Consider the following 25,668-nt stretch of genomic DNA (forward strand, 5'->3'; position numbering starts at 1 on the left):
GCGTCACACCTTGGCGGCTTTTCTTATTCTCACAGATAGGTCTGTCCTTCGCTTCTGAGAAAATAGATGAGATCGAGCGCGAGGCTCGGTTTGCCAAGGGCGGTCAGAGCCATATGCATCTGCCCCCGGTGATGGGTCTGGTGGTTGAAGAAATGTGCAACCGCTGGACCCAGCCTGTGTTTGATCGGCGTTGGATTGGCTATGGGCGTGTATTCCAGAACACTGTCCAGTTTTTGCGGTGTCAGTGTCTCCGCAAAGGCGATGATCCGCTGGTCTTCCTCCTCACGGATCTCTCTCAGGTCCTGAAGTTTAGCGCAGGGCCTTTCATCAAGCGATGCGGGCAGGGGGCCTTCTCCGGTGAAGCGGTTCAGCCAGATCCGGTCAGCCGTCACGACATGGCTCATCGTGCCGAAAAGGGAGCCGAAGAAGGCGCCTGAATCGCGGTTCAACTCTTCTTCTGTCAATTCCGCTGCAGTGTCATAGACCAGCCGGTTGGCCCAGGCATTGTAGGCGGCGAACATGCGGTAATGTTCCATTCGCAAACTCCGTGTTTGATCCTGCTGGTCAACCTATCGCGGTTTATGGTCAAATGGGCTTATGCGTTCCATGAATTATGCTGATTTGCCTGGAGCGCAATAATCGGCTTTTCTGCGTGCTCGCTGATCAGATCGGCCTAGCAGAGGATATCCATGACCCGCACGCTCTACTCCCTTTGCGGCGAAGACATCGCCCGCCCATTCTCGCCCCATTGTTGGAAAGTCGTGATGGCCTTGCATCACAAGGGCCTCGACTTCGAAGAGCGGCGATTGGCCTTTACCGCAATCCCGAGTGCCGAGAATGGGGTGTCGAAAACCGTGCCGATCCTGCGCGACGGTTCCGAAGTGGTGGCCGACAGTTTCCGCATCGCAGCCTATCTGGATGAAGCCTATCCGGAGGCTCCGACCCTGTTCGGTGGCGAGGGAGGCGTTGCCATGGCGCGTTTCGTCGAAGCCTACAGCAATACCGTCCTGCATCCGGCCATCGCGCGCATCGCGCTTCTCGATATCCATGCGCTGCTGGGACCGGAAGACAAAGCCTATTTCCGCGAGAGCCGCGAAAAGCGCTTCGGCAAGACCATGGAAGACGTGGTCGCCCGCCGGGAGGAGGAAATTGCCGCTTTTCCAGCCAGGTTCGAGCCCGTTCGTCACCTGGTCAAGCAGCAGCCCTATTTGGGAGGCGAAAACCCGCTCTTTGCCGACTACATCATCTTCGGAGCGCTGCAGTGGCTTCGAGTTTGTGCCGGATCGATTTTTATGGCGAAAGATGATCCGGTCACGCTCTGGTTCGAGCGCTGCCTTGATCTTTACAACGGCATGGCGCGCGAGACTGCTTGAAACGCCGCTGATTGTGACGTCGGCGTGAAATTCATGAAGCCCCCTTGTTTTCGTGATTCGGGGCGGTTAGATACCGCCCACTTTCCCCATGACACCAACAAGGATGAGACTGATGGCGATTGAACGCACCTTCTCCATGATCAAGCCGGACGCAACCAAGCGCAACCTGACCGGCGCCATCACCAAGATGCTCGAAGATGCCGGCCTGCGCGTCGTTGCCTCGAAGCGCGTATGGATGAGCAAGCGCGAAGCCGAAGGCTTTTACGCCGTTCACAAGGACCGTCCTTTCTTCGGCGAACTGGTTGAAGGCATGACCTCCGGCCCGACCGTGGTGCAGGTTCTCGAAGGCGAAAACGCCATCCTGAAGAACCGCGAAATCATGGGCGCGACCAACCCGGCCAATGCTGAAGAAGGCACGATCCGCAAGACCCACGCTCTCTCGATCGGCGAGAACTCGGTTCACGGCTCGGACGCTCCGGAAACCGCTGCCCAGGAAATCAAGTACTGGTTCTCCGACACCGAAATCGTCGGCTGAATCAAGGTCTGAGGCGAAAGCCTCAAGCCATTGACTTGAATACGAAAAACCGGAGTGGTAACGCTCCGGTTTTTTGCTTCTGGGCAATCAGACAAGGGAAAAGGAAAGGAAGCGCTCAGGCTTTCTTCCAGCGTTCAAGGGCCTGGTCATCCGCATCCTTGGCGGACACCCAGCTTCCGCTTGTCCCATCTTTCAGATGTTCCTTTTTCCAGAAGGGAGCGGATGTCTTCAGATAATCCATCATGAAATTGGCGCCATCGAAGGCGGCTTGCCGATGGGGTGCCGCTGCAATGACCAGCACGATCTGTTCGCCGGCAGAAATCCGTCCATGGCGGTGGATCGCTGTCAGTCCCATAAGTGAGAAACGCTCGATAGCCAGCTCTGCAATCCGCCGGATTTCGGCCTCAGCCATGCCGGGATAATGCTCAAGCTCGAGGGCGTCGAGCATGCCCGCCTCATCGCGGCAAAGACCGACAAACGAGACGACAGCACCAATATCCGCTCGTCCACCTGTCAGTCTGCGGCTCTCGACACTGGCGTCGAAATCCTCCGGCTGAACTCGGACGATCGGTGCCGTCATCGGATCAGCCCCCGGTCATCGGCGGAAAGAGCCCGATCTCCCGCGCGCCGGCAATCGGCTCATCATGCTCGACATGTTCCTGGTTGATGGCAACACGGATGGCTTTGGGATATTGCAAGGCAGCCGCATATTGTTCGCCCAGGGTGGCGAGATAGGCGATCAAGTCGCCAGCGGTCTGGACGGAAGCCGGTAGATTCAGCTCCTCTTCCCCCTTGCCGATGCGCTCGCGCACCCATGCGAAATAAACGAGTTTCACCATGTCAGTCGACCATATGCTTGGCACCGGCCCGGAAATAGTCATAGCCGGTATAGATGGTCAGGATTGCCGCGATCCAGAGAAGGGTAATCCCGGTCTCGGTAGTATAGGGCAGGATCTTGTCACCCGCGGGACCCGCCAGCAGGAAGCCGAGCGCAACCATCTGCGCGGTGGTCTTCCACTTTGCGATACGAGTGACGGGCACACTCACCTTCAGCGCCGCGAGATATTCCCTCAGCCCCGAAACCAGAATTTCCCGGCACAGGATGGTGATTGCCGGCCAGATTGACCATCCGGCAATTGTTCCGTCAGCGGCCATCAGCAGCAGGATGGAGGCGATCAGCAGCTTGTCGGCAATCGGGTCCAGCATCTTGCCGATATTGGAGGTCTGGTTCCAGATCCGCGCCAGATAGCCATCAAAGTAGTCTGTGATGGAGGCAACGATAAAGATTGCCAGTGCGGCCCAGCGGGCAAAATCGGAGCTCTGGAGCCGCCCTTCAAGAAAGAAGCAGACGACAATCAGCGGGACGGCGACAATGCGGGCGTAAGTCAGGAGATTGGGTATGTTGTATGCGCGCGAAGCCATGTTGCCCTGTCAATTTCCGGATATATGGACGCAATTGACGGCTTTCGCAGCGGGCCGTCAATGCAAGAATTCTGAATGCTCCTATCATGTCTCAGGGCCAAAATACGGGCAAATGCGTCAATCACCACCATTTTCGTGAAAATGGTTGTAGATTTGCCGGGCGACAGCCTCTGAAATGCCATCCACAGCCATGAGGTCATTGATTGCGGCGCGTGAGACGGCCTTGGCTGTGCCGAAATGCTGCAGCAGAGCCCGCTTGCGCGTCGGGCCGATTCCGCCGATCTCATCCAGCGGGTTCTTGACCATCTCCTTCTTGCGGCGTGCCCGATGCGAACCGATGGCAAAGCGGTGCGCCTCGTCGCGCAGACGCTGAATGAAATAGAGCACCGGATCGCGTGGGGGCAGGGTGAAATCGGGCTTGTCGCGCATGAAGAAGCGTTCGCGGCCGGCATCGCGGTCGGCACCCTTGGCCACCCCGATGGCGATCACGTGATCTGTGATGCCGAGTTCTTCAAGAATGGCCCGCACCGCAGTCATCTGCCCCTGACCGCCATCGATCAGGATCAGATCCGGCCAGGCAGGGAAGGGAGTGTCTCCGGCATCGTCTGCCGGGGCGGTGCGATCCGGCAGACCTTCTTCCTTGATCAGTCGGGAAAAACGCCGCGTCATCACTTCCCGCATCATGCCGAAATCGTCGCCGGGCGTGATGTCGGTCGATTTGATGTTGAACTTGCGATACTGGCCCTTCACGAAACCTTCCGGCCCCGCGACCACCATGCCGCCGACCGCATTCGTCCCCATGATATGGGAGTTGTCGTAGATCTCGATGCGGCGTGGCACATAAGGGAGGCCGAAGGTCTCAGCCAGGCCGGTCAGGAGGCGCGACTGCGATGCCGTTTCGGCAAGCTTGCGGCCATGGGCTTCACGCGCATTTCCCGCGACATGGTCTATCAGGTCCTTCTTTTCACCCCGCAGCGGCACAGAGATCTGGATCTTGTGGCCGGCCTTTTCCGCAAGGGCAGTCGACAGCAGTTCCTGCTCCTCGATCTTTTCCGAAATCAGGATCAGCCGGGGAACCGGCTTGTCATCATAGAACTGCGCAAGAAATGCATTCAGCACCTCTGCACTGCTAAGCTGCGGATCTGCCTTTGGAAAATAGGCCTGATTGCCCCAATTCTGCCCGGCCCGGAAGAAAAAGACCTGGATGCAACAGAGCCCGCCTTCGTGGTGGATGGCGAAGACATCCGCTTCTTCAACCCCTGCCGGGTTGATACCCTGATGGCTCTGCACATGCGACAGACCCGCAAGACGGTCACGATAAACAGCGGCGCGCTCAAAATCGAGATCTTCGGCCGCCTCGTTCATCGCCTGCGCGATCGCCTCTTTGACATTCTGGCTCTTGCCCGAGAGGAAATCCTTCGCCTCTCGCACGAGCCCCATGTAATCCTGATCACTGATCTCATGCGTGCACGGACCCGAGCATCGCTTGATCTGGTAGAGCAGGCAGGGTCGAGTGCGGCTTTCAAACACACTATCGGTGCAGGTGCGTAGCAAAAACGCCCGCTGCAGCGAATTGATGGTCCGCCCGACGGCGCTGGCTGACGCGAAGGGTCCGAAGTAATCACCTTTCCTGGCTCGCGCTCCCCGATGCTTGTAGATCGCAGGCGAACGGCTGTCGCCGGTGATCAGGATATAGGGGAAGCTCTTGTCGTCACGCAAAAGCACGTTGAAGCGCGGGCGCAGACGCTTGATCAGGTTGGCTTCCAGCAGGAGCGCCTCAACCTCCGTGCGTGTCGTGACAAACTCCATATGGGTCGTTTCGCGCACCATCCGGGTCAGCCGGTTCGAATGCAGTCGCCCCTGGGCGTAATTGCTGACGCGTTTTTTCAGGCTGCGGGCCTTGCCGACATAAAGCACATCGCGGTCGGCATTCATCATGCGATAAACGCCCGGTGCATTCGGTAGCTGCTTCACGAACTCCGCGATCAGCTCCGCACCGGCCAAACCGGCTGCATTGTGACCACCTTCATTCCAGTCGATATCGGAGAGCGAATGGGATTGTACGGCATCGCCTTCAACGGTGATGCTGTCATCGTCGTCTTCGCTGCCGTCGTAAAGAATTCCGCCGTCAGGCAGATTCCTTCCCGTCATTCAACAATCTCCGCGCCGTCCGAACCCGGCCAAATCAGATGCTGTCCCCCGTCCAGGGCAATCATTTGGCCGGTGATCGACGGTGTGTCAAAAAGAAAGCGGATGGTGCGACCGAATTCCCCAAGCTCTGGACCGCGCTGGAGGGGCAGGGTCGTGAGTTGCGTCCTGAAGTCTTCCTCTGTCTGGCGATCGGAGGGCAGGGTAGGGCCAGGCCCGATCGCATTGACGCGGACCCTCGGCGCAAAGGCCTGTGCCATGGTGCGGGTTGCCGTCCAGAGAGTGGCCTTGGAAAGTGTATAGGAGAAGAAGGTGGGTTTCAGCGCCCATACGCGTTGATCAATGATGTTGACGATCAGTCCCTCCTGTCCTTCTTTCAGATATCGGACGAAATCTGCAGCGAGGATCGCCGGTGCCTTCACGTGAACATCGAAATGGCGCGAGAAGAGTGCCGCATCGAACTGATCTGCATGGTCTTCCTCGAAGATCGAGGCATTGTTGACCAGAAGTCCTATGGGGCCGAGCGCAGCGGTTGCAGTTTGAATCAGTGACTGTGTTTCGTTCACATTCGTGAGATCGGCCTTCACGGCCACGGCACGGTGTCCCCGATCACGCAACGAAACGGCGAGGTTCTCCGCTTGCTCAAGCGAATGATTAGCGTGCAGTGCAACAGAAAAACCGTGTTCCACAAGATCCTCGGCAATAGCGCGCCCAAGTCGTTTGGCCGCTCCCGTAACAAGAGCCACTTTCGGGATCGCTGTTTGCATCATGTCTGGTCCTGCCTATTGCGCGGTGTTTCGCCGATATATGGCGTCTGATTCAATTTTGAACAGTGGATATCTTTCCAGGCAATTGGCGAAGTCTGCACGTATTCTTGGATAAACATAAATATATAATCTGATTAACTGGGAGATATTTTTTAAACGTTCTGTTAGGGTTAATAAAGTTTCCGTGTCTGGCAAGCAACATCGCAATTCAGCCGTCAGTATGCCACAATCAATTCACATTTTGGCTCTTTGAAATCCCCAATTACAATCCATCTATTCGGTCGGAACGGGCAGGGAATACCCCGATAAACGTTCGGGTCGCCGTTGGTTATTAGTAAGCGCGATCTGATACCGAAAGGAGAATAGCATGCGTAACTTCAAGATCCTTCTTCTGGCTTCGGCCACCGCAGTCGCGGGTTTTCAGGCAGCAAATGCTGCTGACGCCATCGACCAGATCCCGCAGGCACCGATTGTCAGCGAATCCTTTGCTGCTCCGGCAGGCGACTGGTCAGGCGCCTATATCGGTGGTGCTGGCACTTACGACTTCGGCAAGTTCACGGGCTCGAATAACGGTCGCGATGCAAACGGCCTGGGAGCGTCCCTTTACGGCGGCTACAACATGCAGAACGGCCAGCTCGTTTACGGTGCTGAAGCCGATATCGGCTACAATGGCGAAGACGGTTCGGCTGGCGCTGGCCTCACTGGAACCCAGGGCGTGAACGGCTCTGTCCGTGGTCGCGTCGGCTACGACCTGAACCCCTTCATGGTTTATGGCACGGCCGGTCTTGCTGTTGCCAACCACGAACTGGAAGGTCTCGGCACGAATGACGAGCGCATCGCTGCCGGTTACACGGTTGGCGCCGGTGTTGAAGCCTTCGTGACCGACAACATCACCGCTCGCGTCGAATACCGCTACAGCGATTATCAGAAGCGTGACTTCAACCTGAATGGCACGACCATTTCGCGCGGCTTCGACGACCACTCGGTCAAGATGGGTGTCGGCGTCAAATTCTGATCCTGCGATCAGTCCGCTTGATCAAGAGCCGGGGTTCGCGCCCCGGCTTTTTGCGTTTGGCAAACTGTTCAGGCTTTCGGGCGTAGCGCCGGATAGGGCTCGAAACGCTTGGCGAATTCCGAAGGCCATTCTGTCAGTGCGGCGCGTCCCTGTTCCCATTCGCCTGGGAAGCGGAGCATCAGATAGCCAAGCATGGCAGCGAGCGCGAAATGACCGCCATGCAGCTTCTTGCCAAACTTGGGGAGGTTCTTGTCGAGATGATCAAGGCTCCGGTTGATCTTTTCCCATTGGCGCTCCATGGCCGCCTGGCTCACAAGTTCCGGTGGCCGGAATCGCTTTTCGTAGACGATTGCAAGAAGGCAGTCACAAATGCCGTCGGAAAGCGCCTCGAGCACCTCCGCTTCGGTCCGTTTATGATCCTTTTTCGGATAGAGTTTCCCATCACCAAGCCGGTTCAGGTGCTGCATGATGGCGCGGCTGTCGAAGACGGCTTCTCCCTCGTCTGTCAGCAGGCAGGGGATCTTGCCAAGCGGGTTGGCCGTCAGCAGTTCCGGCGGATTGTCGGCTGTGTTGACCCGTATGTCCTCAAGCGCAATGCCGAGATGGCGTGCGGCCATGCGAACTTTCGATGAGTAAGGCGATGGAGGGGAAAAAAGCAGCTTCATGGACGTTTCCTATCGCTGTGGTCTGACAAGGGCTTGCCGAAGCCTATCGGCTCAAGACCTCACGGCACCGGTGGTATGGTAATCTGCGAGCGGCGGCAACTGCGGCCATCGACCTCCGGACAGGCACGAAAGCCAAGATCCGTAGTAAGACAGATCCGGACTTCATCGAGCCTTTCCCGATCACAGGTGACAGCCACGCCCGAGCGCGTCAGGCCGGGATTGTTCTTGATGAAAGCTGCTTCGATGGCCTCGGGCGAAGTTCTGGTTTGGCGGTTAACGTCATCGAAATCTGGTGGAATCCGCACTGTCTGGCGGGCCTCTCGCACCAGATCGAAGTAGTCGCGCATGGCAAGGCCGGAGCAGGTGCCATGCTTGCGCCACTGGTGACCGATCAGCCCCATGCCGGGCATGATGTCCATGACCCGTCGCCCGACACCTTCCGGCACCTGACGCGGCTGGCTCGTATCACAGCTCTCCGGGTAGCCTTGCTCATATTGTGGCCAGAGCCCATGCACAACCCACCCGAATTGCTTGTCGCGCCCGCATTGATACCTGTTTCGCCCGGCGCCGGCATCCTGGCAAAAGGTCGGCGACCAGGAAAGCGCAAGGACGTAGAAATCGAAATCGGCCTGGGGCGCCGGTTTCTCGGATAGGCCTTCCCGCGTGGATTCGGAATTGGACGCAACCGAAGTGGACGCCGATGGCTCCGCACGATTGGTCGTGTCTCCGCTAGACCCCGGCATGAACCCGTAAACCGCAGCACCGACGAACAGCACACCCAGCGCAATGAAGCCGATATGTCCTCGCATGGATATCTCCCCCGTGGTCTGCTCACTTTTCCCCGCGCAGCCAGAAGCAGCGATGCGAGGCATAGCGATCCTGCGCCATCAGTCGCTTCAGTTCCGGCAGCACCAGATGCATCTCGTCCTTCAGGGTGAAGGGCGGGTTGACGATGATGAGGCCGGTGCCGGACAGCCCTGTCTGGTCCCGGTCGCTTTTCACATTGAGTTCGGCGCAAAGCACCTTCGGGATCTCCAGCGCCTGCAGCGCCTCGTGAAATTCCTTGATCGGCGCGCCCTTCTTGATCGGATACCACAGGCAATAGACCCCGTTGCTGAAACGCCGGTGTGCCTTGGCAAGCCCGTCGACCAGCCGCTCATATTCGCCCTCCTTCTCGAAGGGCGGGTCGACCAGCACAATGCCGCGCTTTTCCTTCGGCGGCAGATGCGCATTCAGCGTCAGCCAGCCATCGAGTTCGGTCACGCGCACCTGGAAATCGCCTTCGAACAGACGGGAAAGCGTGCGGCAGTCGTCGGGATGCAGTTCCATCGCCGAGAGGCGATCCTGCGGACGGAACAGGTCTCGCGCGAGCTTCGGCGAGCCCGGATATGTCTGCAAGGGACCGCCGGTCTCGCGGCCCGGATTGAGCGCCTTCACCGCATCGAGATAGGGCGCCATGATCTCGGCGACCTTTTCCGGCAGTTCCGCATCGATCACCTTGCCGATGCCTTCAAGCCATTCGCCGGTTTTCTGTGCTTCTTCGGAGGATAGGTCGTAGAGCCCGATCCCGGCATGGGTGTCGAGCACGCGAAACGCCTTGTCCTTCTGCTGCAGGTAGACGATCAGCCGCGACAGAACGAGATGCTTCAAGACATCGGCAAAATTGCCCGCGTGATAGATGTGGCGATAATTCATGAAGGCTTCCGATGGCAGTGATGATTTCTTTGAATGGGGCTTTTGAGCATCCGGGCCTTGGCCTATAACGGCCCCATGAACATCCAGAGCCCCATCCGAAACCGATCGCTCGGTCATACGGCCTGTCCGCATGACTGTCCATCCACCTGCGCGCTTGACGTCGATCTGACCGAGGACGGCCGCATCGGCCGTGTGCGCGGGGCCGCCGAGAACAGCTACACCGCCGGCGTCATCTGCGCGAAGGTCGCCCGTTATGCCGAACGGCTATATCATCCCGACCGCCTGATGAAGCCGGTGCGCCGGGCAGGGGCCAAGGGGGCAGGCCAGTGGCAGGATGTCACCTGGGAGGCCGCCCTGGATGAGATCGCCGATGCCTTCGTCAAGGCCGAGCAGCGCCACGGCTCGGAAGCCGTCTGGCCGTATTTCTATGCCGGCACCATGGGTCTCGTGCAGCGCGATTCCATCGAGCGCCTCCGCCACGCCAAGAAATATTCTGGCTTCTTCGGCTCGATCTGCACCAATATGGCCTGGACCGGCTATGTCATGGGCACCGGCACGCTGCGCGGCCCGGACCCGCGCGAGATGGCCGTCTCCGACTGCGTCGTCATCTGGGGCACCAACGCGGTCGCCACCCAGGTCAATGTGATGACCCACGCGATCAAGGCGCGGAAAGACCGTGGCGCGAAAATCGTCGTCATCGATATCTACGACAATCCGACGATGAAGCAGGCCGACATGGCCTTGATCCTTAAGCCCGGCACCGATGCGGCACTCGCCTGCGCCGCCATGCATGTCGCTTTCCGCGATGGCTATGCGGACCGCGAATACATGGCGAGATTCGCCGACGATCCGGCAGGACTGGAGACGCATCTCAAGGACAAGACGCCGGAATGGGCGTCTGCCATCACCGGCCTCTCGGTCGAGGAGATCGAGGCCTTAGCCCGTCTCGTCGGCCAGACGCAGAAAACCTTCTTCCGCCTCGGCTACGGCTTCACCCGTAGCCGCAATGGCGCGGTGTCGATGCATGCGGCCCTGTCGCTCGCAACCGTGCTCGGGTCCTGGCAATATGAGGGCGGTGGTGCCTTCCATTCGAACAGCGACATCTTCCAGCTCAACAAGGCCGAGCTGATGGGCACGGCCATGGTCGATCCCGAAATCCGCATGCTCGACCAGTCGCAGATCGGCCGCGTCCTGACCGGTGACGCCGAGGCGCTTCGCGATCGCGGCCCGGTCGATGCGCTGCTCATCCAGAACACCAATCCGGTGAATGTCGCTCCCGAACAGCGGCTGGTGAAGCAGGGCTTCCTGCGCAACGACCTCTTCGTTGCCGTGCACGAGCAGTTCATGACCGAGACGGCGGAACTCGCCGATATCGTCCTGCCCGCCACCATGTTCGTCGAGCATGACGACATCTATCGCGGCGGTGGCCAGAGCCATATTCTGCTCGGCCCGAAGCTGGTCGACGCGCCGCCTCTGGTGCGCACCAATCTCTTCGTCATCGAGGAACTGGCAAAACGCCTCGGCGTCGCGGATCGTCCCGGCTTCGGCAAGACCGAGCGGGAGCATATCGAGCACATGCTCGCGGTCAGCGGCAAGCCGGACTTCGACACGCTGATCGAGGACAAGTGGCTCGATTGCCAGCCGGCTTTCGGGGACGCGCATTACCTGAAGGGCTTTGCCCATCCGGACGGCAAGTTCCGCTTCAAGCCGGACTGGGAAAATACGCCAGCCCCAAACAAGCCGCCGGCAAGGCTCGGCTCTCTTGGCCCCGTGAAGCAGCTTCCCGTCTATCCCGATCAGGTCGACCTGATCGAAGTGGCCGATGCCGAACATCCCTTCCGGCTCGCGACCTCTCCGGCACGCAGCTTCCTCAACTCCACCTTCGCCGAGACCAGGACCTCGCGCGACAAGGAGGGGCGTCCGGAAGTCATGGTCAACCCGGCCGATGCCTTGAGCCTCGGCCTCACCGATGGCGATGTCGTACGCCTCGGCAATGGCAGGGGCGAGTTGCGCATCCATGCCAGGATCACCGATGCCGTAAAGCAGGGCGTGCTGGTGGCCGAGGGCCTCTGGCCGAACAAGGCCCATCTCGACGGTGAAGGGATCAACGTCCTGACCGGCGCCGACCCGGCAGCACCCCATGGCGGTGCAGCCTTCCACGACAACAAGGTCTGGATGAGAAAAGCCTGAAGATATGAGCATTTTCGACAAGGCCCGGATCGTGATCCTGGAAGACAAGACGCTGTTCAAGGGCTGGAGCCACCTGCGCGGCATCACCTTTGATTTCTTCCGCGAGGGCAGGGCGCCACATAGGCTCTCCTGGGAGGTTTTTGATCGGCGCGAGGCGGCAGGCATTCTCCTGCACAATGTCGAGCGGGACACGGTGACACTGGTACGCCAGTTGCGTATCCCCGCCCATCTGATGGGTGATCACCCCTATCTGCTCGAAGTGCCCGCCGGCTTCATCGACGAAGGCGAAACCGCATTGCAGGCTGTGATCCGCGAGGCGCTGGAGGAAACGGGTTATGCCGTCACCAAGGCCTCCAATGCCTTCGCGGCCTATATGTCCCCGGGCTCGGTCACCGAGAAAGTTCACTGTTTCTACGGCTCCGTGACGGATGTGGATCGCGTCTCGGCGGGCGGCGGGCTGGACGACGAGCACGAAGACCTCGAGGTCGTCGAACTTCGCTTTGCTGATGCTCTCAGGATGGTTGAAACAGGCGAAATCGTCGACGCCAAGACGATCATGCTCTTGCAATGGGCAGCATTAAACAGAAGTTGACGCGAAAGGTCAGGCGCTGATCAGCCGCGCGCCAGCATCCGTTTCGGACGACAGCCGCTCGACGCTTCCATCCTTGCGCATGGAAACGCCACCCGAAGCGACGAGTTTCAGCGCGGCGGCATAGGTCCGGTGCTCCACCGTCAGAACCCGGGCCGCAAGCGTCTCTGCCGTATCGTCGATCATAACAGGCACCACGGATTGCGCGATAACAGGGCCTTCGTCCATGCCCTCGGTGACGAAATGCACGGTACAGCCGGCCACCTTCATCCCGGCCTCGATCGCCCGCTGATGCGTGTTGAGGCCCGGGAACAGCGGCAGAAGGGACGGGTGGATGTTGAGGATCCGGCCTTCATGCGGGCGAATGAAGTCACCCGACAGCAGGCGCATATAGCCCGCAAGACAGATCAGGTCCGGACCGATTTCGGCAAGCGCGGCGAGGATCGCTGCCTCGTGCTCGGCCTTGGAGCCATAGCTCTTCCGCTCGAAAACGCGTGTCGGAATGCCCAGCGCTTCGGCCTTGGCAAGTCCACCGGCCTCAGGCTTGTCGGAAAAGACTGCGACGATCTCGGCCGGGTAATCGGCCGCCTCGCAAGCCCTAGCCAGCGCCAGCATGTTCGACCCGCCGCCGGAGATGAAGGCGACGACGCGTTTGCGTGGTCCGCTCATAGGGCGAGCGTACCCTTGTAGGTCACGCCATGCGCACCCTCTTCGCGGGCAATCATGCGACCCAGACGGGCAACGGTCTCACCTTCGGCTTCCAGCACCTTGGTGACCTCGTCCACCTTCTCGGCGGAGACGACGACGATCATGCCGATGCCGCAGTTGAAGGTGCGCAGCATCTCGTTCTGGACAACGCCGCCGGTCTTGGCGAGCCAGGAGAAGACAGCCGGAACCTGGAAGGACGAGAGATCGATTTCGGCAGCCAGATGCTTCGGCAGTACGCGCGGAATGTTTTCCGGGAAGCCGCCGCCGGTGATATGGGCGAGCGCCTTCAGCGCCTTGGTTTCCTTGATCGCCTTCAGGAGCGGCTTCACATAGATGCGGGTCGGGGTCAGCAGCGCTGCACCGAGCGACTTGCCTTCGGCGAACGGAGCGGGCGCATCCCAGGCAAGCCCCGAGAGTTCGACGATCTTGCGCACCAGCGAGAAGCCGTTGGAATGCACGCCCGAGGACGAGAGGCCGAGGATCACGTCGCCTTCGGCGATGTCGCCTGCCGGCAGCAATTCGCCGCGCTCGGCAGCACCTACGGCAAAGCCCGCGAGATCATAGTCGCCCTTGGAATACATGCCCGGCATTTCGGCGGTCTCGCCGCCGATCAGCGCACAGCCTGCCTCGCGGCAGCCGGCAGCGATGCCCTGAACGATCGCCGCACCCTGGTCGGGGTCGAGCTTGCCGGTGGCAAAGTAGTCCAGGAACAGCAGGGGCTCGGCGCCCTGAACGACGAGATCGTTGACGCACATGGCAACAAGATCGATGCCGACGGTGTCGTGGATATCGGCGTCAATGGCGATCTTCAGCTTGGTGCCGACGCCGTCATTGGCGGCAACGAGGATCGGGTCCTTGAAGCCGGCGGCCTTGAGGTCGAAGAGGCCGCCGAAGCCGCCGATCTCGCCATCCGCGCCCGGACGGCGGGTCGACTTCACGGCCGGCTTGATCTTCTCGACCATCAGGTTGCCCGCGTCGATGTCGACGCCCGCATCGCTATAGGTCAACCCGTTCTTGTCAGCCTGGCTCATGCCTGCCTCCGATCTTGCGAGAATTTCGGCTGGCCATGGCATGAAGAGGCCGGATATGCAAGCGGCGAGCCGGTCTTGTGCCCGATTTCCGCTTCATGCAGCCTTATCCCGCGCTGTCATCTCTTCTTCTTGACCGGCTCTTCCGGCCTCGCCTATCTCTTGCTACCTATAACGAGTTTGCGTCGCACAACAGTGAGTGGCAACAAGCTAGGAAAAGATTATGGCAAAGCATATCAGTGGAACAGGTCTTCGACGTCAGGTCATGTTCTGGACCGCCGCGCTGATCATTTTCGTTCTTTTCCTGATGACCTTCAGCTCAATTCTTCTGCCCTTTATCGCGGGGATGGCGCTTGCCTATTTTCTCGATCCGGTGGCGGATCGACTGGAGCGCCTCGGCCTCAGCCGCCTGATGGCGACAGTGGTCATTCTCTTCGCCTTCCTCGTGGTCTTCGTGCTGTCGCTGATGATCATCATTCCGATCCTGGCGAGCCAGCTCAACGATTTCATCCAGCGCGTTCCGGGCTATGTGTCCCAGCTGCAGGTCTTCATCACCACATCCAACGCTGCCTGGTTGCCTGAGTGGCTGAACGGGCAGATGGACACGATCAAGAGCAATTTCTCGCGCTACATCAGCGAGGGTGTCGGTTTCGTTGGAACGCTGATCGGCCAGATCTGGAGTTCCGGCAAGGCGCTTGTCGATATCGCCGCTTTGCTGATTGTCACGCCAGTCGTCGCCTTCTATCTCCTGCTGGATTGGGACCGGATGATCGCCAAGGTGGACAGCTGGATACCGCGCAATCACCTCGGCACCATCCGGGGCCTTGCGACCGAACTGGACAACACGATTGCAGGTTTCGTTCGAGGGCAGGGTTCCCTTTGCCTCATTCTCGGATTGTTCTATGCGATCGGCCTTTCGCTGGTCGGGCTCAACTTCGGCCTGTTGATCGGCTTCTTCACCGGTCTGATCAGTTTCATTCCCTATGTCGGCTCGACCGTTGGTCTTGTGCTGGCCGTGGGGGTGGCGCTTGTGCAGTTCTGGCCGGATTACATCTGGATCGCGCTCGTGGCCGGCATCTTCTTTCTCGGCCAGTTTATCGAGGGCAATATCCTGCAGCCGAAACTGGTGGGCAAAAGCGTGGGCCTTCACCCGGTCTGGCTGATGTTTGCGCTCTTTGCTTTCGGTGCTCTCTTCGGTTTTGTCGGCGTCCTAATTGCCGTACCGGCAGCTGCCGCAGTCGGTGTGCTTGTGCGTTTTGCGCTCCAGCGGTATCTTGATAGTGACCTTTATCATGGCGATCCGCCGCAACTGGCCGAACCGCCTCGCACCCTGTCGCAGAATAGCGATGTCTGACACCAGAAAAACCCAAACCCGGCGCACCGGCGCCGAGCAGTTGCCGCTTCAATTCGATTACGCTGCGGCATCTGGTCGTGACGACCTTCTCGTTTCGGAACGTCTGGCGGCTGCCGTTTCACTCATCGACAGTTGGCCGGACTGGCCGGCCCCGGTTGTGGTTCTGACGGGGCCGCCCGGTTCGGGCAAGTCGCATCTCGCCCAGATTTTTCGGGAGTTGAGTGGTGCGACCGATATTGACGCTCGCGCTGGCTCGGGGTCGCAGCAAATCGCGATTGACCATTCCGTCGTGATTGAAGACGCCGACCGCGCGGGATTTGACGAGGTCGAACTCTTTCACGTGATCAACAATGTCCGGCAGCACGGGCGAAGCCTGCTGATCACCGCCCGCAGCTTTCCGCCATCCTGGAATGTCGAGCTGCCCGACCTGCGTTCGCGCCTGAAGGCAGCCATGGTCGTGGAGATTGGGCCACCGGACGAGGCCCTTCTTGCACAAGTGATCGTGAAGCTCTTTGCCGACCGTCAGCTTTATATTGATGATAAGATTGTGAGCTACATCGTACAGCGCATGGAGAGATCCTTCTCGACGGCACAGGATGTTGTTGACAGGATAGACAGGCTGGCACTTGCGCGCCGCACAAAGATCACGAGGGCGCTGGTCTCGGAAGTCCTTGAGACTATCGAGGAGTTCGAACGGCAGGAGTGAGTGTCACAGACCTGTCGTCAAACTGTTATAGTCGGCATGTCGCCGACAAAGGGATGGAGAGACATGGATTCTGCGGTCAACGAGAATGTGGAGCTACCAGCGCCGGACGCGGAGGCTGCTGAAGATCTGCTTGAAAGCCCTTTGCGCTTCATAAACCGGGAATTCTCATGGCTGCAGTTCAACCGCCGTGTTCTCGAGGAGACACTGAACACTGACCATCCGCTGCTTGAGCGCGTCCGTTTCCTGTCGATCTCTGCGGCCAATCTCGATGAATTCTTCATGGTGCGCGTTGCGGGTCTTGAGGGCCAGGTACGCCAGGGCATTACCGTACGCAGTCCCGACGGCAAGACGCCGGCGGAGCAGCTTGAGGATATCCTGAAGGAAATCGACAATCTGCAGATGGAGCAGCAGGCCTCGCTGGCGGTCCTGCAGCAATACATGGCGCAGGAAGAAATTCTGATCGTACGGCCAGCGGCGTTGTCAGACGAGGACAAGCTGTGGCTTGAGAATACGTTCGAGGATTCCATTTTTCCTGTCCTGACACCGCTGTCCATCGACCCGGCACATCCGTTCCCCTTCATTCCCAATCTCGGTTTTTCCATGGGGTTGCAGCTGTGCAGCAATCGCACGGGGGAGCCGATGACGGCGCTTCTGCGTCTGCCTCCCACGCTTGACCGCTTCATCCGCCTGCCGGACGACAAGACGACCATTCGCTACATCACCCTTGAGGATGTCGTCGGGCTGTTCATCAATCGCCTCTATCCGGGCTATGAGGTGAAGGGATATGGCACATTCCGGATCATTCGCGACAGCGATATCGAGGTCGAGGAAGAAGCCGAAGATCTCGTGCGCTTCTTCGAAACGGCTCTCAAGCGCCGTCGTCGCGGTTCGGTCATCCGCATCGAGGTGGATTCGGAAATGCCGGTCGCACTCCGCCAGTTCGTGGTGCATGAGCTGGCTGTCCCGGAAAATCGCGTTGCCGTTCTCCCCGGTCTCCTTGCCCTGAACACGATTTCGGAAATCTGCAAGGCGCCGCGTGATGACCTTCGCTTCGAACCCTATAATGCGCGCTTCCCGGAGCGGGTTCGCGAGCATGCAGGCGATTGCCTGGCGGCAATCCGCGAAAAGGACATGGTGGTCCACCATCCTTACGAGAGCTTCGATGTTGTCGTGCAGTTCCTGCTGCAGGCTGCGCGCGACCCTGATGTGCTCGCGATCAAGCAGACACTCTATCGCACCTCGAATGACAGCCCGATCGTGCGTGCCCTGATCGATGCCGCCGATGCCGGCAAGTCGGTAACGGCGCTGGTCGAATTGAAGGCGCGTTTTGATGAAGAAGCCAATATCCGCTGGGCGCGCGATCTGGAACGTGCAGGCGTGCAGGTCGTATTCGGCTTCATCGAGTTGAAGACACACGCCAAGATGTCGATGGTCGTTCGTCGCGAGGATGGCAAGCTCAGGACCTACTGCCATCTTGGAACGGGCAACTATCACCCCGTCACGGCAAAGATCTATACGGATCTGTCCTTCTTCACCTGCAATCCGAAGATCGCCCATGACATGGCCAATGTCTTCAACTTCATCACCGGCTATGGCGAGCCGGAAGAAAGCATGAAGCTGGCCGTCTCACCCTATACGCTGCGCCCGCGCATTCTGCGGCACATCGAGGAAGAGATCGAACATGCCAAGGCCGGTCGTCCAACCGGTATCTGGATGAAGATGAATTCGCTCGTCGACCCGGAGATCATCGATGCACTTTATCGCGCAAGCCGTGCCGGTGTGGAGATCGACCTCGTCATTCGCGGGATTTGCTGCCTGAGACCCCAGGTGCCAGGTCTCTCCGACAACATCCGCGTAAAATCGATCGTCGGTCGCTTCCTGGAGCACAGCCGCATTTTCTGCTTCGGCCATGGACACCGCCTGCCATCCGAAAAGGCGCTCGTCTATATCGGTTCTGCCGACATGATGCCCCGCAATCTCGATCGTCGCGTCGAGACGCTGGTGCCACTGATCAATCCGACTGTGCATGAGCAGGTCCTGTCCCAGATCATGCTCGGCAATCTCATTGACAACCAGCAAAGCTACGAGATATTGCCCGATGGCACCTCAAGGCGCATGGAAGTGCGGTCGGGCGAGGAACCGTTCAACGCCCAGCACTATTTCATGACCAATCCGAGCCTTTCCGGACGCGGAGAAGCCTTGAAATCGAGTGCCCCGAAACTCATCGCCGGTCTGATCTCCGGCAGGAAACGATAAAACTGGGACTTCATGACACGATCTGAAGCGCAGGGGCGGCTTCCCGGCATTGCCCCTGTTTCCGTGGTTGATATTGGTTCGAATTCGATCCGTCTCGTCATCTACGAAGGCCTGTCGCGTGCGCCGACGGTATTGTTCAACGAGAAAGTGCTTTGCGGTCTGGGCAAGGGATTGGCCACGACCGGCAAGATGGATGCCGCTGGCGTCGAACGGGCTCTTGCAGCGCTGCGTCGCTTTCGGGCGCTCTCCGAGCAGGCCCAGGCGACCCGCATGTACATCCTGGCAACCGCTGCCGCGCGGGAAGCCTCGAACGGGCCCGATTTCATCGAACGCGCAGAGGCCATTCTTGGCCAGCATATCCAGGTTCTGACCGGTGAGCAGGAGGCTCTTTATTCGGCTTACGGCATCATCAGCGGTTTCTATCATCCCGATGGAATTGCAGGTGATCTTGGCGGTGGTTCGCTCGAACTCATCGATATCCAGGGCAAGACAATCGGTCCCGGCGTGACACTGCCGCTCGGCGGATTGCGCTTGTCGGAAACGGCGGACGGATCACTGCTGAAGGCCAAATCCCTGTCGAAAACGCAGATCGCTGCCGCGACCCTTCTGGAGAAGGGCGCCGGACGGATCTTTTATGCGGTTGGCGGCACATGGCGCAACATCGCCAAGCTGCACATGGAAATCCGCAAATATCCGCTGCATATGATGCAGGGCTATGAACTGCCCTATGATGAAATCGCCTTCTTTCTGGACGAGATCATATCCGGCGCTAATAGCCGCGACCCGGCCTGGTCGACCATCTCCAAGAACCGGCGGGCGCTTCTGCCATTCGGTGCGGTCGCCATGCGCGAAGTGATCGAAGTGATGCGCCCGAAGTCGGTCTGCTTTTCCGCTCAGGGCGTTCGCGAAGGCTATCTCTACTCGCTGCTTTCCGAAGAGGAGCGTGGGCTTGACCCGCTGATTTCTGCGGCGAACGAGCTTGCCATCCTGCGCGCCCGCTCACCCGAGCATGCGCGAGAGCTTGCTGACTGGACAGGACGCATGCTGCCCTTCTTCGATATCGAGGAAACGGTTGAAGACAGCCGCTACCGGCAGGCGGCCTGCCTGCTGGCGGATATCAGCTGGCGTGCCCATCCGGACTATCGCGGTCTGCAGGCACTGAACCTCATTGCCCATTCGGCCTTGATCAGCATCACCCATCCGGGCCGCGCCTTTATCGCGCTGACCAATTACTACCGCTTTGAAGGCCTGCATGATGACGGCAGGACCGGCCCGCTGGCAGCCATTGCCACGGAACGCCTGCTGGAGCGGGCCAAGCTGATCGGCGGATTGCTGAGAGTGGTCTACCTCTTCTCCGCCTCCATGCCGGGGATCGTCAATGATCTGACCTTCCGTCGGACAGACAATCCAGACATCGATCTCGAATTCGTCGTTCCAAAAGCCCATGTCGATTTCGCCGGCGAGCGGATCGAAGGTCGCCTCCAGCAACTGGCGAAACTCACCGGCAAGCGTCTGGCCTTCGTCTTCGAATAGCCGACCGCCTTGAAGCCCCGCGCCAATTGGATGACGCGGGGCGTTTGGCGTTTACTTCGCAGCGAGAAACTCGCCGACTTCCAGCAGCACGAATTCGTTGTCGTCCACGGCATTGAGAGAACGGCCTGCCGAATAGGGCAGGTTGTTGTCATTGCCGACGATGATGTGGGTCTCATCGACGATATCGACATTTTCGATCGTTACGAAGGGCATGTCGTAGAAGCCGTTGCCGCCACCCTGACGCTTCCTGTTGTCCGGGTCCTCGATTTTCATCAGGTCGATATAACCGATCTTGCGGACAGACCGGCCGGCATTCTCATCGGTCATCTCGATCTTGTAGATGCGCTTGTGCTTGGCTGGGTTGGCAAAGCAGTCTGCAGTCGGAGCCTTGGGGTCCGCACAGGCCTTGTCAGGCGTTCCGGCACCATTGTCGCGTTCGATGACGAGAGCCGTCGTGTCGTCGATCATGTTGAAGTCACCGATTGCCACACCGCCTTCGGTCAGCGGATACATCCAGGTGCGGCCCGTCCAGTTCTTAGACGTGGCATCGAGTTCGATGATCCTGAGCGCCGTCATGCTGTCAACCATTTCGACAGTGCCGTCCTGCTTGTAGAGCGGCCCCTCGAGCATGGCGTAGAGCTTCGTGCCGTCCTTGGAGATGGCAAGACCTTCATAGCCACCCGAACGGCGCAGGTTGAAGCTTGGCATGCTCGCGGTCGGATTGGCCGGTACGACGAGGGTCGGATTATCCGGGGACTTCACCTCGATATCACCGGCCTTCGTGGCGATCACATCAGTGAGCTTGCCGTCACGGCTGAACTTCAGCATGTAGGGACCGAATTCTTCACCGATCCAGAAGCCGTCCGCCACCGGCTGGATGGATTCAACGTCAAAATCTGCCCCCGTGAGGTAGCGGCTTCCGGCACCCTCCATGGCAATCGGGAAGGGGGCCTTCTTGTCGGGGTCGCTGAGGAAGACGGTTTCCTTGACCTCCATGGCGCCGGCATCCCAGTCAAATCCGACATGGTGGATCATCAGCATGGCGTCGCTGGAATTGATCTTGGAACCAAAGCCGTTGTCGGAGAGCGTCCAGAACGTGCCGTCCTCCATGCGCTTGATGCCGGAGAAGCCCTGTAGCGGCTGGCCGTTGAAGGGCAGGGCGAGACCGGTCTCGCGATGGCCATCCTTGCCCATGATGGTTCCGAGCCCTTCGGCGCGCTTGCGGTCGGGCGTCGTGAACTTGCCGGACGTCTTCAGGTGCTCCGGCGCGTCTGCAGGCGCCGAAATGATCGTGTTGCCGGGCACGACGACGTGGGAAACGAGCTTCGACGGGAAGACGGTTTCACCGGCCAATGCAGTACCGGCAACAAGAAGGCAAAGGGAAGCGGAGGTCAGAACAACCTGTTTCATGATGTCACCTTGAAAGGGATAGTTGGAACGCCGCCTGATTAGGCGGACATGATGTCGCGCCGATATCCGTTCGGTGAAACTTTGGTGACGGAGAGGTTTTTTCCCAGTTGGGTTAGGACAGATAGCCGGGCAGATGCCCGCGACACTCGCCTGTGACTGCGGCCTCGACGCAGTCCGCTAGGCTTCCAAACCGCATGTCCCGTCCGGATAGACCGGGACCGTAATGCGCATATTTGCCCGAATTCGTCATGATGACGCGGGCAGCGGGCGGGATGATTGGTTCGCCTATCATGCACCAGCAGGTGTCGGTGACAAAGGACACGCCAAAGCTTTCAAGCTCGGCTACATGGCCGGCCGCAATTGCCTCATCGAGGACCGCACGCCCGCAGGTGACAATGATGCTTGAAGTCGCCGCCGTCTTTCGATCCTCGCAGATTTTGGCCAGCGCCGCGATCTCCGAAAGAGAGAAATGCGGATTGCCGAGCGAAACGAGATCTACGGGACCGATCGCTGCACCATTCAACTCGTCCCAGGCTGCGCGAAGATCGTCGATGGTTATCTGCACCGTTTTCAGGGAGAGCGCCGCGAAAGCTGCAGGCTCCATTGCCTCCGGTGTCACGCCGGCAACATGGAACATCGGGGCCGCCGAACTGGTGGCGAAGGCTGCGCCAAAGGCTTTCAGATCATCCGATGAGGGCATTGCCCTTTCAAGCCCCTCGATCAACGGGATCTCGTCGGTCGCGATCGAGCCGATCAGATAGCCGAGGAGCGGATAGAAACTGTCATCAAGGCCTTTGAGCTCGGGAACCTGGACGTGCAGCTGCGGCTGCCGTCCGCTGTCGAGGTGACAGCCTGCCTTCGGCGCCCGCCCGGTCAGCGCAATACAGATATCCAGGTAATCGGGATATTTCATCGTCCGGGCGCCGAGCACGCTGTTGGCATAGACGACGGCATTCGACTCGGCCCAGACGATCTGTTCATCACGCTTGGGAGCCGTCTGGAGCACATAGGGAGCACAGGTGAAGCTTGGCTGCGCGCCCATTGCCACATAGGCATCCGCCAGACGGCTCGCAGCGCTGCCGAATGCTTCGTCGACGCCCTGTTCGCGCCACCGCCTCTGATCGACGGAAATTGCATTGAGCGTGGTTGGCACAGCGACCTTGCCCCCGAGCTCTTTGAGCCTTTCGGCGAAGGCAAGTCCGCCGGGTCCGGTATAGATGCAGCCGTCGATATGCGCCTGCGTGACATCCAACAGTTCGCGAGCGCCCTCAAGGGCCGCCAGCCGCAGCACGATCTGCATGGCGATCCGCGCTGCCTCGCCATGCTCTCCCGCCTCGATTGCCCGGTCATGATCCGACAGTGCGATCTGTGCGCCTTGTTTTTTGTGAGCAGGCTCAAGGGATACATGGTCGACGTTGCAAAGGGCGGCAAAACCATCCGGCCCTAGTATTCTGACAGGGATCGACTGCCCGAACATTTCTTCAGCCACGATGACGCCGAGAGAGATGATCGCTTCCGGTCGCTCCAGCAGGATCGCCGAAGGACCGCACCCATTCAGGACGAGTTCCAGAACGACCCCGCTTCCGGAGCAGGAGCCACGGCTGGTCGGCACGGCGAGCACGCAGCCGGTCAGTGACCGACCTTTAAGTGGATGATGCTGGTCGATCACCCGCCCAGTTTCAGGGTCGACCCCACCCCAGAAGCTCAAGGGGACCGTGCTGTAGACGAGAGGGCCGGAAGCCTCGCCACCGACAACAACGTCACCGCAGATCCTGGCAGCACCCGTCATCGCGGCTCCGTCATGGCAAGGACTGCGAAACTCGCCAGCCAATGTTCGCCCATATAGTCGCCGGCGACATGCTTGAGACCGGCAGCAAGGTGCTGACTGGCTGCGGCTTCGAGAGATGCCTTGGTCGGGGAATTCTCGGGGTGAGTCGTCGCAAGCACTGACAAGCACCAGGCCCGGCTCAGATTGAGGCCATCGAGATGGGCAATCTTGCCGTCCGAGCGGTCAGACACGCGCGCCGGGGCGAAGAGGCAGGCAGGTTGTCCTTGGTCGAGCTTCGGCAAGAAGCGGGGAAACCAATCCGAAAAGGCGCTCGGCTGCATGAGCCGTCGCATGCATTCGGCTTCGATCAGGGTCGGGGACAGAAAATCGTCGCCGCTCGGCTCGCCCCAGGCGGGACAGTCCTCGTCCGTGCCATACCACCGTTGCGCAGTCTCAGTTAGCAGACGCAGCAGTGCCTGGTCATCGGCGGTCTCGGCATAGTCTGCAGCAAGCCGAAGCGCAAAGGCGGTGTTGTAATGGGTGCCGACGCGGACCGGATAGGTGGCAAGCGGCAGGAAATCCATGAAGCGCCTGGTGATCCGATCGGTCAGCGGCTGAAGGGCCTGCCTCCATCGATCTTCTTCATGGGCATGGAGTTCTGCGGCAAGCTTCAGCAGCCAGCCCCAGCCATAGGGGCGCTCATAGCCCCGCGCCAGTGGCCGGTCGAAATAGTCGCATTCGCCAGCGACCTTTTCCGGGACCAGTGCCCGCTCGAAAAGGACGCGGATCGCCGGTGCTGCATCCATCTGCGGGAAAAGCCGCAAGAGGCGCGCCAGCATCCAATAGCCATGCACGCAGGAATGCCAGTCATAACTGCCACAGAAGACAGGATGAAGCTCACGGGGTGTCCGTGCATCGTCGGGCCCCTCCAGAGCATGCAGGATATGGTTCGGATATTCCCGCTCAACATGGCCCAGCGCAATCCGCGCAAACCGGTCGGCCATGGCCTCGTCAAGTGTCGTCATGTTTCGATCTCCAGGGCCAGCCCATCGCCCCAGTCGGCACGTCGCGCGACGCGGAAGGCATCGCCCTGGCGTTTGCTGATCACCGCCTCGGTAATGCGACCATCCTGACGACAGAGCTTTAGTCGCGCAACCCCGCCGGAGATGCGAGGCGGGGAGAGAACCCGCGCTTGAGCCGGTTCAGCGACCATTCGGGAGGCGGCGATGAAGATGTATTTCTCGTCCTCCCACGGGACCTCCGCTCCCTTGGCCAGCCGATGCACACGCGACCGCGCCACACGTCTGGAGAAATGGCACCAGTCCGGCGCAACAATCGCGCAGTCCCTGGCATGGGCACAGGGTGCAACGAGATGAGCGCCGGCCTCGATCAGTGTCTGTCGGGCAGCAAGGATCCTCTGCCATCCGGCGGTCGTGCCGGGCTCGATGATGACGAGCACGCCCTTGGTGAGGTTCCAGAAGCGCGAGACCAGAGGGGCAAGGCTTGTCGGCGGCAATTCGTCGAGCACATAGGTCAGCGTGACCAGATCAGCCGCCGCAAGATCCGGGATGCGGAGCGTGACGTCTCCGGCATGCCAGCGGCTCTGGGCGGATGCCTCTTTGGCCAAGGCTTCGCCGACCCTGCGGATGGCGGGGCTCGCCTCCACCATGTCGGCCTCGGCAAGGCTTGCCCAGGTGTCCTGAGCCGCCCAGAAGGCCGTGCCCGGTCCGCAACCAAGGTCGATCTGGTGATGCGGTTGAAAATCGGGAAGGCTCTCCTCGACCATGGTCATGGCAGCGCGAACGGCGGCAAAGGTGGCGGGCAGGCGGGTGGCAAGATAGGCCTTGGCCGCAAGCGCATCATCGATATGCAATCGTCCGTCACGCACCTCGCGTCGATAGCGATCCGACAGAATGGCACTTGCCTTGGCGAGCCGCTCCACCGGCTCACCGACAAGCATCTGATCAACGGCAGCTCGAAGGGCGGCGGGAAGCTCCATGATCGCTACTCACCCATGCCGCGCCGCCCATTCCGGGCGTAGGATGGACATCAGGATCAGGTCGGTGCGTTCGCCACTTGGCAGACAGGCGCATTGGCGCATGATGCCCTCTTCGGAAAAACCTGTCTTGCGATAGACCTTTCGGGCGCGCTCATTGCCCGGAACCACATCCAGCCACAGCCGATAGGTTTCCGCGTCGCGAAAGGCAAAGTCGACGGCACCTGCCAGAAGAAGGGAGCCATAACCGGCCTCAGGCTTTGCCACCGCGATACGCTTCACGCAGACATTGCCTGCCGGATTGTCGAGATCCTTCAGGATAACGAAACCCGTAGGTACACCGTCCTCATCCTCTCCAACCAGATAGGCAAAGGCTGGATCGCGCAATTGCGCATGATGCGTAAGCTCGGAAAAGCGTCCGATGAAGCTGTCATAGCCGGGCAGACGTTCGGTCGCCATGATGAACGCAATGTCTTCCGGCACGGCGCGGCGCAGGGAAAGCGCCGGCAT

The 25,668-nt window shown here is 59.7% G+C and carries 25 protein-coding genes; 9 read left to right on the top strand and 16 right to left on the bottom strand.

Annotated elements, in window-relative coordinates; translation table 11 throughout:
* Positions 1-29: 29 nt before the first annotated feature.
* A complete protein-coding gene (locus tag FE840_RS10955; protein ID WP_138289038.1) occupies positions 30-536 on the bottom strand; it encodes a DinB family protein in 507 nt (168 codons plus the stop codon).
* Positions 537-689: 153 nt separating this feature from the next.
* Between FE840_RS10955 and FE840_RS10960 the strand changes: the two genes are divergently transcribed.
* Both FE840_RS10960 and ndk read left to right on the top strand, forming a co-directional pair.
* Positions 690-1,373: a glutathione S-transferase family protein gene (locus FE840_RS10960; protein WP_138289039.1), complete on the top strand. Its 684-nt coding sequence runs from the start codon at positions 690-692 to the stop codon at positions 1,371-1,373.
* 112 nt (positions 1,374-1,485) lie between these two features.
* Positions 1,486-1,908, top strand: a complete 423-nt coding sequence (gene ndk, locus FE840_RS10965) for a nucleoside-diphosphate kinase (protein WP_138289040.1) — start codon at positions 1,486-1,488, stop codon at positions 1,906-1,908.
* 115 nt (positions 1,909-2,023) lie between these two features.
* Here the strand turns inward: ndk and FE840_RS10970 are convergent, their stop codons facing one another.
* The 5 genes from FE840_RS10970 to FE840_RS10990 all read right to left on the bottom strand — a co-directional run bounded on the left by FE840_RS10970 (position 2,024) and on the right by FE840_RS10990 (position 6,245).
* Positions 2,024-2,488: a molybdenum cofactor biosynthesis protein MoaE gene (locus FE840_RS10970; RefSeq protein ID WP_138289041.1), complete on the bottom strand. Its 465-nt coding sequence runs from the start codon at positions 2,486-2,488 to the stop codon at positions 2,024-2,026.
* Positions 2,489-2,492: 4 nt separating this feature from the next.
* Positions 2,493-2,747, bottom strand: a complete 255-nt coding sequence (gene moaD, locus FE840_RS10975) for a molybdopterin converting factor subunit 1 (RefSeq protein ID WP_138289042.1) — start codon at positions 2,745-2,747, stop codon at positions 2,493-2,495.
* 1 nt (position 2,748) lies between these two features.
* The gene (gene pgsA / locus FE840_RS10980) at positions 2,749-3,330 is read right to left on the bottom strand and encodes a CDP-diacylglycerol--glycerol-3-phosphate 3-phosphatidyltransferase (RefSeq protein WP_138289043.1); all 582 of its coding nucleotides are present in this window, start codon (positions 3,328-3,330) and stop codon (positions 2,749-2,751) included.
* 117 nt (positions 3,331-3,447) lie between these two features.
* The gene (gene uvrC / locus FE840_RS10985) at positions 3,448-5,481 is read right to left on the bottom strand and encodes an excinuclease ABC subunit UvrC (RefSeq protein WP_138289044.1); all 2,034 of its coding nucleotides are present in this window, start codon (positions 5,479-5,481) and stop codon (positions 3,448-3,450) included.
* Complete coding sequence (locus tag FE840_RS10990) at positions 5,478-6,245, bottom strand: SDR family oxidoreductase (RefSeq protein WP_138289125.1); 768 nt, start codon at positions 6,243-6,245, stop codon at positions 5,478-5,480. Before FE840_RS10990 ends, uvrC begins: the two co-directional genes overlap by 4 nt.
* 367 nt (positions 6,246-6,612) lie before the next feature.
* Here FE840_RS10990 and FE840_RS10995 point away from each other — a divergent pair, with 367 nt between their 5' ends.
* A complete protein-coding gene (locus FE840_RS10995) occupies positions 6,613-7,260 on the top strand; it encodes an outer membrane protein (protein WP_138289045.1) in 648 nt (215 codons plus the stop codon).
* 68 nt (positions 7,261-7,328) lie between these two features.
* Here FE840_RS10995 and FE840_RS11000 read toward each other — a convergent pair whose 3' ends face one another.
* The 3 genes from FE840_RS11000 to FE840_RS11010 are packed head-to-tail and all read right to left on the bottom strand — an operon-like array spanning position 7,329 to position 9,620.
* On the bottom strand, positions 7,329-7,925 hold the full coding sequence (locus FE840_RS11000; RefSeq protein WP_138289046.1) for a glutathione S-transferase: 597 nt from the start codon (positions 7,923-7,925) through the stop codon (positions 7,329-7,331).
* Between the two features lie 59 nt (positions 7,926-7,984).
* Complete coding sequence (locus FE840_RS11005) at positions 7,985-8,734, bottom strand: ribonuclease T2 family protein (RefSeq protein WP_138289047.1); 750 nt, start codon at positions 8,732-8,734, stop codon at positions 7,985-7,987.
* Between the two features lie 22 nt (positions 8,735-8,756).
* A complete protein-coding gene (locus FE840_RS11010; RefSeq protein WP_138289048.1) occupies positions 8,757-9,620 on the bottom strand; it encodes a 23S rRNA (adenine(2030)-N(6))-methyltransferase RlmJ in 864 nt (287 codons plus the stop codon).
* 33 nt (positions 9,621-9,653) lie between these two features.
* Between FE840_RS11010 and FE840_RS11015 the strand changes: the two genes are divergently transcribed.
* Together FE840_RS11015 and FE840_RS11020 are read left to right on the top strand one after the other, a co-directional pair.
* Entirely contained in the window at positions 9,654-11,810 is a 2,157-nt protein-coding gene (locus FE840_RS11015; protein WP_138289049.1) for a molybdopterin-containing oxidoreductase family protein, read from the top strand.
* Positions 11,811-11,814: 4 nt separating this feature from the next.
* Positions 11,815-12,402 carry an NUDIX domain-containing protein gene (locus FE840_RS11020; protein WP_138289050.1) on the top strand — a complete coding sequence of 196 codons (588 nt, stop codon included), beginning with the start codon at positions 11,815-11,817 and terminating at the stop codon, positions 12,400-12,402.
* 9 nt (positions 12,403-12,411) lie between these two features.
* Here the strand turns inward: FE840_RS11020 and purN are convergent, their stop codons facing one another.
* Complete coding sequence (purN, locus tag FE840_RS11025; RefSeq protein ID WP_138289051.1) at positions 12,412-13,068, bottom strand: phosphoribosylglycinamide formyltransferase; 657 nt, start codon at positions 13,066-13,068, stop codon at positions 12,412-12,414.
* Positions 13,065-14,138 (bottom strand): phosphoribosylformylglycinamidine cyclo-ligase, encoded by a 1,074-nt coding sequence (gene purM, locus FE840_RS11030; protein ID WP_138289052.1) that lies wholly within the window; start codon positions 14,136-14,138, stop codon positions 13,065-13,067. Before purM ends, purN begins: the two co-directional genes overlap by 4 nt.
* 220 nt (positions 14,139-14,358) lie before the next feature.
* On the opposite strand from purM, the gene FE840_RS11035 reads away from it, so the two are divergent.
* The 4 genes from FE840_RS11035 to ppx all read left to right on the top strand — a co-directional run bounded on the left by FE840_RS11035 (position 14,359) and on the right by ppx (position 19,984).
* The gene (locus tag FE840_RS11035) at positions 14,359-15,489 is read left to right on the top strand and encodes an AI-2E family transporter (protein ID WP_138289053.1); all 1,131 of its coding nucleotides are present in this window, start codon (positions 14,359-14,361) and stop codon (positions 15,487-15,489) included.
* A complete protein-coding gene (hdaA, locus tag FE840_RS11040) occupies positions 15,482-16,195 on the top strand; it encodes a DnaA regulatory inactivator HdaA (RefSeq protein ID WP_138289054.1) in 714 nt (237 codons plus the stop codon). The genes FE840_RS11035 and hdaA overlap by 8 nt, the downstream gene beginning before the upstream one ends.
* Positions 16,196-16,258: 63 nt before the next feature.
* Complete coding sequence (locus tag FE840_RS11045) at positions 16,259-18,451, top strand: RNA degradosome polyphosphate kinase (RefSeq protein WP_138289055.1); 2,193 nt, start codon at positions 16,259-16,261, stop codon at positions 18,449-18,451.
* 12 nt (positions 18,452-18,463) lie between these two features.
* A complete protein-coding gene (ppx, locus tag FE840_RS11050) occupies positions 18,464-19,984 on the top strand; it encodes an exopolyphosphatase (RefSeq protein WP_138289056.1) in 1,521 nt (506 codons plus the stop codon).
* Between the two features lie 51 nt (positions 19,985-20,035).
* On the opposite strand, the gene FE840_RS11055 is transcribed toward ppx, so the two are convergent.
* The 5 genes from FE840_RS11055 to FE840_RS11075 all read right to left on the bottom strand — a co-directional run bounded on the left by FE840_RS11055 (position 20,036) and on the right by FE840_RS11075 (position 25,668).
* Complete coding sequence (locus tag FE840_RS11055) at positions 20,036-21,394, bottom strand: esterase-like activity of phytase family protein (protein ID WP_138289057.1); 1,359 nt, start codon at positions 21,392-21,394, stop codon at positions 20,036-20,038.
* Between the two features lie 112 nt (positions 21,395-21,506).
* On the bottom strand, positions 21,507-23,183 hold the full coding sequence (lhpI, locus tag FE840_RS11060) for a cis-3-hydroxy-L-proline dehydratase (protein ID WP_138289058.1): 1,677 nt from the start codon (positions 23,181-23,183) through the stop codon (positions 21,507-21,509).
* Positions 23,180-24,187, bottom strand: a complete 1,008-nt coding sequence (locus FE840_RS11065) for a DUF2891 domain-containing protein (RefSeq protein ID WP_138289059.1) — start codon at positions 24,185-24,187, stop codon at positions 23,180-23,182. The genes lhpI and FE840_RS11065 overlap by 4 nt, the downstream gene beginning before the upstream one ends.
* Positions 24,184-25,161 carry a small ribosomal subunit Rsm22 family protein gene (locus tag FE840_RS11070; RefSeq protein WP_138289060.1) on the bottom strand — a complete coding sequence of 326 codons (978 nt, stop codon included), beginning with the start codon at positions 25,159-25,161 and terminating at the stop codon, positions 24,184-24,186. The genes FE840_RS11065 and FE840_RS11070 overlap by 4 nt, the downstream gene beginning before the upstream one ends.
* Before the next feature lie 9 nt (positions 25,162-25,170).
* Positions 25,171-25,668: a GNAT family N-acetyltransferase gene (locus FE840_RS11075; protein WP_138289061.1), complete on the bottom strand. Its 498-nt coding sequence runs from the start codon at positions 25,666-25,668 to the stop codon at positions 25,171-25,173.

This window comes from Peteryoungia desertarenae (assembly GCF_005860795.2).
In the GTDB taxonomy this organism is placed as follows: domain Bacteria; phylum Pseudomonadota; class Alphaproteobacteria; order Rhizobiales; family Rhizobiaceae; genus Allorhizobium; species Allorhizobium desertarenae.

Bases quoted from the DNA above. Each gene is read 5' to 3' on its own strand.
- FE840_RS11070 (WP_138289060.1), bottom strand. From the start codon at position 25,161: ATGGAGCTTCCCGCCGCCCTTCGAGCTGCCGTTGATCAGATGCTTGTC.
- moaD (WP_138289042.1), bottom strand. From the start codon at position 2,747: ATGGTGAAACTCGTTTATTTCGCATGGGTGCGCGAGCGCATCGGCAAG.
- FE840_RS11020 (WP_138289050.1), top strand. From the start codon at position 11,815: ATGAGCATTTTCGACAAGGCCCGGATCGTGATCCTGGAAGACAAGACG.
- FE840_RS10955 (WP_138289038.1), bottom strand. From the start codon at position 536: ATGGAACATTACCGCATGTTCGCCGCCTACAATGCCTGGGCCAACCGG.
- ppx (WP_138289056.1), top strand. From the start codon at position 18,464: ATGACACGATCTGAAGCGCAGGGGCGGCTTCCCGGCATTGCCCCTGTT.
- FE840_RS10960 (WP_138289039.1), top strand. From the start codon at position 690: ATGACCCGCACGCTCTACTCCCTTTGCGGCGAAGACATCGCCCGCCCA.
- FE840_RS10995 (WP_138289045.1), top strand. From the start codon at position 6,613: ATGCGTAACTTCAAGATCCTTCTTCTGGCTTCGGCCACCGCAGTCGCG.
- FE840_RS11065 (WP_138289059.1), bottom strand. From the start codon at position 24,187: ATGACGACACTTGACGAGGCCATGGCCGACCGGTTTGCGCGGATTGCG.
- FE840_RS11075 (WP_138289061.1), bottom strand. From the start codon at position 25,668: ATGCCGGCGCTTTCCCTGCGCCGCGCCGTGCCGGAAGACATTGCGTTC.
- FE840_RS11010 (WP_138289048.1), bottom strand. From the start codon at position 9,620: ATGAATTATCGCCACATCTATCACGCGGGCAATTTTGCCGATGTCTTG.
- lhpI (WP_138289058.1), bottom strand. From the start codon at position 23,183: ATGACGGGTGCTGCCAGGATCTGCGGTGACGTTGTTGTCGGTGGCGAG.
- purM (WP_138289052.1), bottom strand. From the start codon at position 14,138: ATGAGCCAGGCTGACAAGAACGGGTTGACCTATAGCGATGCGGGCGTC.
- FE840_RS11015 (WP_138289049.1), top strand. From the start codon at position 9,654: ATGGGGCTTTTGAGCATCCGGGCCTTGGCCTATAACGGCCCCATGAAC.
- FE840_RS11045 (WP_138289055.1), top strand. From the start codon at position 16,259: ATGGATTCTGCGGTCAACGAGAATGTGGAGCTACCAGCGCCGGACGCG.
- FE840_RS11055 (WP_138289057.1), bottom strand. From the start codon at position 21,394: ATGAAACAGGTTGTTCTGACCTCCGCTTCCCTTTGCCTTCTTGTTGCC.
- FE840_RS11035 (WP_138289053.1), top strand. From the start codon at position 14,359: ATGGCAAAGCATATCAGTGGAACAGGTCTTCGACGTCAGGTCATGTTC.
- FE840_RS10970 (WP_138289041.1), bottom strand. From the start codon at position 2,488: ATGACGGCACCGATCGTCCGAGTTCAGCCGGAGGATTTCGACGCCAGT.
- uvrC (WP_138289044.1), bottom strand. From the start codon at position 5,481: ATGACGGGAAGGAATCTGCCTGACGGCGGAATTCTTTACGACGGCAGC.
- hdaA (WP_138289054.1), top strand. From the start codon at position 15,482: ATGTCTGACACCAGAAAAACCCAAACCCGGCGCACCGGCGCCGAGCAG.
- FE840_RS10990 (WP_138289125.1), bottom strand. From the start codon at position 6,245: ATGCAAACAGCGATCCCGAAAGTGGCTCTTGTTACGGGAGCGGCCAAA.
- FE840_RS11005 (WP_138289047.1), bottom strand. From the start codon at position 8,734: ATGCGAGGACATATCGGCTTCATTGCGCTGGGTGTGCTGTTCGTCGGT.
- FE840_RS11000 (WP_138289046.1), bottom strand. From the start codon at position 7,925: ATGAAGCTGCTTTTTTCCCCTCCATCGCCTTACTCATCGAAAGTTCGC.
- purN (WP_138289051.1), bottom strand. From the start codon at position 13,068: ATGAGCGGACCACGCAAACGCGTCGTCGCCTTCATCTCCGGCGGCGGG.
- pgsA (WP_138289043.1), bottom strand. From the start codon at position 3,330: ATGGCTTCGCGCGCATACAACATACCCAATCTCCTGACTTACGCCCGC.
- ndk (WP_138289040.1), top strand. From the start codon at position 1,486: ATGGCGATTGAACGCACCTTCTCCATGATCAAGCCGGACGCAACCAAG.